This window comes from Curtobacterium sp. MCBD17_013 (assembly GCF_003234565.1).
Classification (GTDB): domain Bacteria; phylum Actinomycetota; class Actinomycetes; order Actinomycetales; family Microbacteriaceae; genus Curtobacterium.
Genome location: NZ_QKTU01000031.1, coordinates 1 through 9,326 on the forward strand (window position 1 = coordinate 1; position 9,326 = coordinate 9,326).

Annotated in this window: 10 protein-coding genes; all 10 read right to left on the bottom strand. The window is 71.6% G+C overall.

Features of this window, described 5'->3' with window-relative positions:
- Positions 1 to 364: 364 nt before the first annotated feature.
- The 10 genes from DEI81_RS15685 to DEI81_RS15725 all read right to left on the bottom strand — a co-directional run bounded on the left by DEI81_RS15685 (position 365) and on the right by DEI81_RS15725 (position 9,124).
- Entirely contained in the window at positions 365 to 1,888 is a 1,524-nt protein-coding gene (locus tag DEI81_RS15685; RefSeq protein ID WP_309146678.1) for a sugar porter family MFS transporter, read from the bottom strand.
- Positions 1,889 to 1,960: 72 nt separating this feature from the next.
- Positions 1,961 to 2,545, bottom strand: a complete 585-nt coding sequence (locus DEI81_RS15690; RefSeq protein WP_111011665.1) for a MarR family transcriptional regulator — start codon at positions 2,543 to 2,545, stop codon at positions 1,961 to 1,963.
- Positions 2,546 to 2,590: 45 nt separating this feature from the next.
- Positions 2,591 to 2,791, bottom strand: coding sequence for a hypothetical protein (locus DEI81_RS15695; RefSeq protein WP_111011666.1), 201 nt, complete (start codon positions 2,789 to 2,791; stop codon positions 2,591 to 2,593).
- A complete protein-coding gene (locus DEI81_RS16640; RefSeq protein WP_258368802.1) occupies positions 2,791 to 2,925 on the bottom strand; it encodes a hypothetical protein in 135 nt (44 codons plus the stop codon). Before DEI81_RS16640 ends, DEI81_RS15695 begins: the two co-directional genes overlap by 1 nt.
- Before the next feature lie 171 nt (positions 2,926 to 3,096).
- On the bottom strand, positions 3,097 to 3,480 hold the full coding sequence (gene rbsD, locus DEI81_RS15700) for a D-ribose pyranase (RefSeq protein WP_111011667.1): 384 nt from the start codon (positions 3,478 to 3,480) through the stop codon (positions 3,097 to 3,099).
- Positions 3,477 to 4,400: a ribokinase gene (locus DEI81_RS15705; RefSeq protein WP_111011668.1), complete on the bottom strand. Its 924-nt coding sequence runs from the start codon at positions 4,398 to 4,400 to the stop codon at positions 3,477 to 3,479. Before DEI81_RS15705 ends, rbsD begins: the two co-directional genes overlap by 4 nt.
- Positions 4,397 to 5,338, bottom strand: a complete 942-nt coding sequence (locus DEI81_RS15710) for a substrate-binding domain-containing protein (RefSeq protein ID WP_111011669.1) — start codon at positions 5,336 to 5,338, stop codon at positions 4,397 to 4,399. Before DEI81_RS15710 ends, DEI81_RS15705 begins: the two co-directional genes overlap by 4 nt.
- Positions 5,339 to 5,478: 140 nt before the next feature.
- Complete coding sequence (locus DEI81_RS15715) at positions 5,479 to 6,450, bottom strand: ABC transporter permease (RefSeq protein WP_111011670.1); 972 nt, start codon at positions 6,448 to 6,450, stop codon at positions 5,479 to 5,481.
- A gap of 105 nt (positions 6,451 to 6,555) precedes the next feature.
- On the bottom strand, positions 6,556 to 8,058 hold the full coding sequence (locus DEI81_RS15720) for a sugar ABC transporter ATP-binding protein (protein WP_111011671.1): 1,503 nt from the start codon (positions 8,056 to 8,058) through the stop codon (positions 6,556 to 6,558).
- A gap of 1 nt (position 8,059) precedes the next feature.
- On the bottom strand, positions 8,060 to 9,124 hold the full coding sequence (locus tag DEI81_RS15725; RefSeq protein ID WP_111011672.1) for a LacI family DNA-binding transcriptional regulator: 1,065 nt from the start codon (positions 9,122 to 9,124) through the stop codon (positions 8,060 to 8,062).
- Positions 9,125 to 9,326: the final 202 nt, after the last annotated feature.

Here is a 9,326-nt window from a genome sequence, read left to right on the forward strand (position 1 = left end):
AGGCCGCCGACGGCGCGGGCGCCGCGGCGGAGGGGGTGGCCGTCGACGCTGCGGACGTCGTGGCGGTGGTCGCGCCTCCCGGCTCGTCCGCCACCGCGGGGAGGGCCGAGCCGGTGACCGTGAGGGCGGCGGCGGCGGCGACGACGATGAGGGGCAGACGGACGGTGCGCATGGTCACTCTCGGAGGCTGAGCGGTCGGGGGTGCCCGGCGCCGATTCGGGTTGCGATCGCCGACCTGACGACGCTAGCCCGAGCGGAGGCCCGACAACAGCCCCTGTGCGACCTCACAGACCCCCAGTTGGCGGGGTCGTGTCGGCGGGGTGGGCGTCCGGAGGCAGTCAGGGGCGCGTGGGCCGGAGCGTGATCAGGGGCGTGACGGCCCGCCGTCCTGCTGGTACCGGGCGTTCGTGACGTCGTTCGTCGACCCGTGGATCGAGATCGCCCCCGTGGCGAAGTCGGCTTCGAGCTGCTCGAGTGATCGCCCCCGGGTCTCGGGGACGAGCGTGAGCACGAACACGAGCGCGGCGGCGTTGAGCACGGCGAACACGAAGAACGTCGTCGAGATCCCGAAGGCCGCGACGGCGATGGGGAACGTCAGGCTGACCCCGAAGTTCGCGAGCCAGAGCACGAGTGCGGTGAGCCCCATGCCGGCCCCGCGGAGGCGCAGCGGGAACACCTCGGAGAGCATGAGCCACACGAGTGGCCCGATGGTGCCCTGCATGATGCCGACGAAACAGATGATGAACACGAGGACGACCACCGCGCGGAGGGTGCCCTGCGGCAGGACCACCGACGCCAGACCGATCAGCAGATGGAACAGGGTCGTGCCCGCGAACCCGCTGATGAGGAACGTGCGCCGGCCCAGTCGGTTGATGAAGCGGAGGCCGATCACGACGGCGAGGACCGCGATCACCCCCGAGCCGACGTTCGCGATCAGGGCACCCTGCTGGCTGAACCCGGACTCCTGCAGCACCTGCGTGCCGTAGTACATGATCGAGTTGATCCCGGTGACCTGCTGGGCGATGCCGAGTCCGCCGCCGATGTACACGAGCCTGCGGAGCCACGGTTCGCGGAACAGATCGCGGATCCGGCCGGAGCGGGCCTCCGCTTCCTCCGCGGCGAGGTCGTGCAGCTCGGCCATCTCGGCCACCGCGCGCTCGTCCGAGCGGATGGTGCGGAGCACGGCGAGCGCGTCGTCCTCGCGCCCCTTGCCGAGCAGCCACCGCGGGCTCTCCGGCACGCGGAGCATGCCGATGAACAGCGCGACGGCGGGGATCAGCGCGACCGCGAGCATGTACCGCCAGACGTCGGTGTGGGAGCCCCAGATCGACCCGATCACGGCGTTGATCGCGAATGCGGCCAGCTGCCCCGTCACGATCATGAGCTCGTTCCGGGTCACGAGACCGCCGCGCTTCTCGGTCGGCGACAGCTCCGCCAGGAACACCGGGACCGTGACGGACGCCCCGCCGACGGCGATGCCGAGGACGAACCGCGCCGCGACGAGGACCTCCCACGTCGGGGACAGCACGCACGCGAGCGCGGCGACGAAGAAGACGACGGCGAGCGTGCGGATGGTGGGTCGCCGACCGTTGTGGTCGGAGATGCGACCCGTGGTGAACGCGCCGAGCGCCGCCCCGACGAGGATCGCCGACGTCACGAGCCCCTCGGTCGTGGGCGTGAGCCCGAGATCCGCGGTGAGCGAGTCGAGCGCGCCGTTGACGACGCCGGTGTCGTACCCGAAGAGCAGACCGCCGAAGGTCGCGACGACCGCGACGAACCCGAGCCGTCGCGAGTACGGACCCGGTGTCAGCGGTGGCAGGGCCCGTCCGCCCGGTGCAGGTCGCCCCGTCGTGTCGGCTCCCCCGGCTGTCGTGCTCCGCGTCGCCACCATCGCTCCTCGTGATCCGCCCCGTCGGAGACCCGACGGTCGGGCCGTCGCTCGGAGGGGGAGGAGTCGACGCTATCGAGCGGCGTCCGCGTGGTCGCTCAGCTGCTCCTGCTCGGTGGATCCGTCGGCGGGGACAGCCGGTGTGGAGGCCGTCTCCGCGGCGGCCCGCTCGGCCATGGCGGTCGTCAGGGTCGTCAGCACACGGGTCACGACGGCGTTGTCCTCGTCGGACAGCCGGTCGAAGACGTCGACGACGGACTCGTGGAACCGCTCGTACGCGGCGTCGATCTTGCGGGCGGCCTGCTCGCTCGGCTCGAGGACCTGCGCGCGCCGGTCGCTCGGGTGCGCCACCCGCCGGAGGTCGCCCTTGCGCTCGAGCTCGTCGACGATCTTGGTGACCGACGCGTTCGACACGTTGAGCATGACGACGAGGTCCTTGGGGCCCATGGCCCGCTCGTCACGCTGCGCCTGGAGCAGGTAGCGGATGGCGTGGAACTCGTTCTTCGTCAGGCCGCTCGCGACCCGGGCGCGCTCGATCTGTTGCTCCTCGGCGCTCTGCACGCCCAGGAGCGCGTCGACGGCCTGGCGAGCGGCCGCGCTCCGCGGCTCTCGTGCGTACAGGTGCCGCGCTTCGCGGCGGACGACGGTCAACGGCATCGGCGGATGTGGTCCTTCTGGTCGGTCGTTCCGGTGGCGTGGATGCTACGCGGTGGGTGCCGCGAAGAAGTCGGCGTAGCTCGGGCCGCTCGCGGCGCCCGATCCCCGCCCGGACAGCAGGCGCGGGTCCTCGACCCGACGCGAGACGTAGGCGTCGATGACGGCCGGGTCGGTCAGTCCGTAGCGTCGACCCGCGCCCGCGCGCATCGTGCCGGCGCCGGACCAGGCCTGGTACGTGCTGTGCATCAGCAGACACCCCGATCGGCGAGCAGCGGCCGCATGTCGATCGGCTGCGTCGGCGGGAACCGGTCGAGCGCAGCGCTCGACGGGTCGATGAAGGAGGTCCCGGAGACCCGGGGGTGGGGCTGCGCGATGCTCATCATGGTCTCGTTTCTGGCGGCGTCGCCGGGCGCGATGGGGGTGATGATGCCCGGGGGTCGGGCACGGCAAAAGAATGCCACATCGTGAACTACTCGCGCAACGAAACAGTAGGCGGCTTGCTCGTTCCGTTCGGGCGCGGCGGACGACGGAGCCGCCCTGGTCCGGACGCGTCAGAACGGCACGCCGCACACGAGCACGACGTTCGCGAACGGCGTCGCCTCACCGGTGCGGACGAACAGCTTGGCGCCCGCGGACATCCGCTTCAGCGCCTCGTGGTCCACGTGTTGGACGCCGTCGAACCGTGCGGTGATCCACCCCTCGGCCTCGGTGCCCACGACCTCCTCCGCCGCGGTGCAGTCCTGGAACACGGCGTCGCCGAGAAGCGCGTCGAGGACGTCCTCGAACCGCGGCACCCCGTGGACGACGGCCAGGTCGACGAGCGGGACGCCCGGCGGGATCGGCAGACCGCAGTCCGCGACGACGACGAGGTCCCCGTGTCCCAGGCGGCTCAGACCGGCGTTGAGCTCGGCGTTGAGGATGCCGGCGCGCTTCACGCGGTCACCTCCGGCAGGGTGTCGTCGAGCGTCGGGTACGACGGCTGCGTCCCGGCCCCCTGCACGGCGAACGCACCGACCCGCACCGCGTGCCGGACGCCGTCGAGCAGGGACTCCCCGGCCGCGAGGCTCGCGCTGAGGGCGCCGACGAACGCGTCGCCCGCGCCGGACGTGTCGACCGCGTCGACCCGGGGTGACGGCACCGCGGTGGTGCCGGTCGCCTCCGCGACGACCGCGCCGCGCGCGCCGAGGGTGATGACGACCGTGCGGATGCCCTGCGCGAGCAGCGCGACCGCGAGCGCCTCCTCGTCCGCCGGCACCGCGCCTCCCGGCACGAGTCGCGCGAGGACGAGGGCCGCCTCGTGCTCGTTCACGACGAGCGGATCGGCGAGACGGACGACCGCGGCGTCGACGTCGATGACGGGTGCGAGGTTGAGCACGACGCGACCACGGGCGTGACGGGCCGCGGCGGCGATCCCGGCGGCCGGGATCTCGCCCTGCATGACGACGACGGCCGCCTCGGCCACGACGGACGCGACGCGATCGACGGCCTCCGCGGTCATCGCGGCGTTGGCCCCCGGCACGACGACGATGGTGTTCTCCCCCGTCGCGTCGACCGTGACCGTCGCGAGCCCGGTGGGCTGGTCGACGACGCCGACATGCGCGACGTCCACCCCACTCTCGGCCAGGAGGACCGTGGCGACCTCCGCGGATCCGTCATCCCCGACGAGCCCCACCATGACCGTGGCGGCGCCCCGACGGGCGGCCGCCACGGCCTGGTTCGCGCCCTTGCCGCCGGGCAGGAGGGTCATCGAGGTGGCGATCAGCGTCTCACCCGGGGACGGGTGCCGGTCGACGGTGACGACCTGGTCGACGTTGAGCGATCCGACGACGACCACGGTTCCGGCGGCCGTGCTCACTTGCTGAAGGTGTCGACGTTGCTCTTGGTGACCGACAGCACCGGGACCGACACGGTCTTCGTGGCCTTGCCGTCGATCGCCTTGAGCGCCTGGTCGATCGCGAGCGAGCCGAGCTTCGCCGGCTGCTGGGCGATGGTGCTGCTCAGCGTGCCGTCCTTGATCGCCGCGAGGCCGTCGTCCTCGCCGTCGAAGCTCGCGACCTCGACGCTCGAGCCCGCCTTCGACCCGAGTGCCTTGATCGCCCCGAGGGCCATCTCGTCGTTCTGCGCGAAGATGCCGACGATGTCGGGGTGGGCCTGCAGCAGGTTCGTGGTGACGTCGAGCGCGGTGGCGCGGTCGAAGTTCGCCGTCTGCTCGCCGACGACGTGGATGCCGGGGTACTGCTTGATCCCCTCGGTGAAGCCCTTGCCGCGGTCACGGGCGGCCGACGTGCCCGCCTGGCCCTCGAGGACGAGGATGTCGCCCTTCTTGCCGATCGCCTTGGCGAGGTCGTCCGCCGCCTGCTTGCCGCCGGCGACGTTGTCGCTCGCGATGAACGAGTCGACGTCCGCACCGTTGACCGTGCGGTCGACGGCGACGACGGGGATGTCCGCCTTGTTGAGCGCCTTGACCGACGGGCCGGCGGCGTCGGAGTCGACGGGGTTGACGATGATGGCCTTGGCGCTGCCGGAGGACGCGGTCTGCAGCTGGTTGGCCTGCTGCGCGGAGTCGTTCTGCGCGTCGACGACCTCGAGGTCGACACCCTTCTTCTTCGCTTCGGCCTTGGCGCCGTCGCGCACCTCGACGAAGAACGGGTTGTTGAGGGTCGAGAGCGCGAGCACGACCTTCTGGTCGCCGCCGGAGCCGCCGCCGAAGCGGCTGCAGCCCGAGGCGCCGAGCATGACGAGGGCGGCGACGGTGCCGACGGTGGCGACCTTCTGGAAGGAGGAGAACTGCATCGTTGGGGTCCTTGGTCTGTCTGTGGTGCTGGTGGGAGGATGAGGGAGTCGTACTGATGGGGGGTCGGTGTGCCGGGAGGGTCGCCTCCCGACCGGCTGGCGGCCACCGGTCCGCCGGCGCCCGCCGGGGCGGTTCGCGGTCAGCTGCTGCGCGTCTTGCGGCGGAGCACGTCGACACCGACGGCGAGCGCGATGACGAGGCCGATGACGACCTGCTGCCAGAACGAGCTGACGTTGAGCAGGTTGAGGCCGTTGCGGATCACGACGAGCACGAGCGCGCCGATGAAGGTGCCCGAGATCCGACCGACACCGCCCGCGAGCGAGGCGCCGCCGATCACGACCGAGGCGATCGCGTCGAGCTCGTACCCGCTGGCAGCCTGCGGCTGGGCGGAGTCAAGGCGCCCTGCGAGCAGCAGCCCGGCGAGCGCGGCGAACAGCCCGGACAGGCCGAACACGATGACGACGATGCGCTTGACCGGCAGACCCGACAGGCGCGCGGCCTCCGCGTTCCCGCCGACGGCGTACATCGAGCGGCCGAGGACGGTGCGGTTGAGGATGAACGAGGCGACGAGCGCCGCGAGGACGAGCACGATGATCGGCACGGGGACGGGCCCGATGTCGCCGCCGAGGAACGACACCTGCGGCGAGGTCGGCACGGGGTTGCCGTCGGAGATCACGAGGGTCAGGCCGCGGGCGACGCTGAGCATCGCGAGGGTGGCGATGAACGAGGGCAGCTTGCCGTAGGCGCCGGCGAGGCCGTTCACGACCCCGGCGAGCAGGCCGGCGACGAGGCCGCCGAGCAGGGCGAGCCAGCCCGGGAGGCCCGCGGTGCTGAAGAACCAGCCGGACACCATCGCGGACAGTGCGGCCACGGAGCCGACCGAGAGGTCGATCCCGCCGGCCACGATGACGAACGTGACGCCGAACGCGAGCACCGCGACGGTCGAGACCTGGATGCCGATGTTGATGATGTTGCGGCCGGTGAGGAAGTCCGGTGTCGCGATGAACAGGGCGATGCAGAGGACGACGAGGCCGACCAGCGCCCCGTTGTCGGCGAGGAACTTCTTGAAGGAGAAGGACCGCGCGGGGGCCTTCACGGTGGTCGTTGACATGCGACGGGTGCTTTCTGATGGGTACTGCGCTGTACGCGTGGGGGGAGGAGCGACCGTCCGCTCGGGGCGGTCGTGGCGTGGCGGGGTGGGGCGATGCCCCGGGACTCAGACGGTCTCGACGTCGCGGGCGGCCAGGGTCATGACGCGGTCCTCGGTCGCTTCGGACCCGGGGATCTCGCCGGCGATGCGGCCGTCCCGCATGACGAGCACGCGGTCGCTCATGCCGAGCACCTCGGGCAGCTCGCTCGACACCATGACGACCGCGCCGCCCGCCGCCGTGATCGTGTTGATGAGCTCGTAGATCTCGACCTTCGCGCCGACGTCGACGCCGCGGGTGGGTTCGTCGAGCAGGAGTACGCTCGACCCGGCGAGGATCCACCGACCGAACACGGCCTTCTGCTGGTTCCCGCCGGACAGCGAGCCGATCGGCTGGCCGATGTCGTGCATCCGGATCCGCAGCCGGTTCGCGACCTCCTCGGCCCGGCGCTTCTGCCCGGCGAAGTCGACGAGGCCACCGCGCGCGGTGGAGGCGAGGGTCGCGTACCCGAGGTTGTCGTTGACGGACGCACCGAGGACGAGGCCCTGTGCCTTCCGGTCCTCGGGGACGTGTCCGATGCCCGCGCGGACCGCTGCCGCGATGCTCTTCTTCGGCAGCACCTGACCGCGGACGCGGACCGTTCCCGAGTCGTAGCCGTCGGCGCCCGCGATGGCACGGACGAGCTCGGTGCGCCCGGCGCCGACGAGGCCCGCGACGCCGACGATCTCGCCGGCGCGCACGGAGAAGCTGACGTCCTCGAAGCGACCGGCCGAGGTCAGGTGCTCGACCTGGAGCACCTCGGACGCGGTGTCGATCACCGCGGTACCCGAGGGGTACTGCTCCTCGATGCTCCGGCCGACCATGAGCCCGACGAGTTCCTGCTCGGGCGTGGTGGCCGGCACCTCGGCGACGAAGTGTCCGTCCCGGAGCACGGCGACCGTGTCCCCGATCTCGGCGATCTCGTCGAGGTGGTGGCTGATGAACAGCATGCCGACGCCGCGCGCGCGGAGGTCCGCCACGACGCGGAAGAGCGCCTCGGTCTCGTGGCGGGTCAGCGCGGCGGTGGGTTCGTCGAGGATCAGGATCCGGGCCTCCTGGCTGAGCGCCTTCGCGATCTCGACCAGCTGCTGCCGCGCGATCCCCAGGCTCGACACCGGCGTCATGACGTCGACGTCGAGCCCGATGGTGGCGAGCGCCGCCTCGGCCTGACGACGGAGTGCCTTCCGGTCGACCAGGCCGAACCGGGTCGGGATCCGGCCCATCATCACGTTCTCCGCGACGCTGAGCGACCCGACCAGGTTGAGCTCCTGGTGGATCGTGGCGATGCCGAGCTCCTCGGCCGCGGTCACGGACGGGATCGTGACCTCGCGGCCGTCGACGAGGATGCGACCGCCGTCGGGCTGGTGGATGCCGGACATCATCTTGATGAGCGTCGACTTGCCGGCGCCGTTCTCGCCGAGCAGCACCTGCACCTTCCCGGCGTGCACCTCGAGGGTGACCTCGGTGATGACCTGGACCGGTCCGAACGACTTGCTGACGCGATCGAGCGTCATGAGTGGCTGCGGGGACATGTCAGTTCCTCCCGGGACGGGACGGTTCGTCGGCGGAGCGCGGCGATGCGGTCTGCCGATCGGTGGCGATGGGGTCGGCCGACGAGGCCCGGACGATGAGCTCGCTCGGCAGGCGGACGGAGGCGGGGTGGTTGCCGGCGATGACGTCGAGCAGGAGTTCGACGGCGACGCGGCCCATGTCCTCGACGCTGTGGGCGACGACGCTGAGCGCCGGTTCGAGCAGCGAGAACCACTCGATGTCGTCGAACGCGACGAGGGCGATGTCGACGCCGATGCGGAGGCCGAGCCGGTTCAGGATCGCGATCGCACCCACCGCCATGAGGCTGTCCGCGGCGAAGATCGCGGTGGGCGGTTCGTCGAGGGCGAGCAGCGCGCTCACCCCGGCCGACCCGGACGCGGCCTGGAAGTCACCGAACACGACGAGGTCCGGGTCGGCGCTCACCCCCGCCGTGACGATTGCGTCCTGGTAGGCCTCGAACCGCTCGCGACCGGTCGAGACGCTCTGCGGGCCGGCGATGTAGCCGATGCGGGTGTGCCCGAGGGCGGCCAGGTGCTCGACCGTCTGGCGGATGCCCGTGCTGCTGTCCGTCGTGACGGTCGGCACGTCGATGCCGGGGACGACGCGGTCGACGAACACCGTCGGGATGCCCCGGTCGACCAGCTGCTGGACCGTCTCGGTGTCGTCACCCTGCGGCGCCACGATCACGCCGTCCACCCGCCGGGCGATGAGGGTGTCGAGGTACCGGTTCTGCTGCTCGGCACGCTCGTTCGCGTTGCCGAGCATGGTCACGTACCCGGTCTCGAGCGCGGCCTGCTCGACGGTGTGCGCGAGGTCCGCGAAGAACGGGTTCCGCACGTCCGAGACGAGGAGGCCGATGGTGTCCGTGCGGGTCGAGCGGAGCGCCCGGGCCTGCAGGTTCGGCCGGAAGTCGAGGTCGCGGGCGGCCTGTTCCACGAGCCGACGGGAGTCCTCGGACGTCGCCGGGTTGCCCGAGAGCACCCGCGACGCGGTCGCCGCCGAGACGCCGGCGCGCGCGGCGACGTCCTTGATGGTGACGGTGTTCATCGGTGAGCACTCCGTGGGGCGAGTCGTGGAATCGATTCCATGGGATCGATTCCACGACTGTACGGGGAGCGCCGCGGGGATGTCAAATGAGTCGGCGCGGATGGACCTCGACGCGCGCGACGGCCTGGCGCCCCGCCCCGTTCAGACCGGCCCGATCAGGCCCGGCCGGCCCGGGCGGCGCTGGGCCGCACGGGGGCGGGGC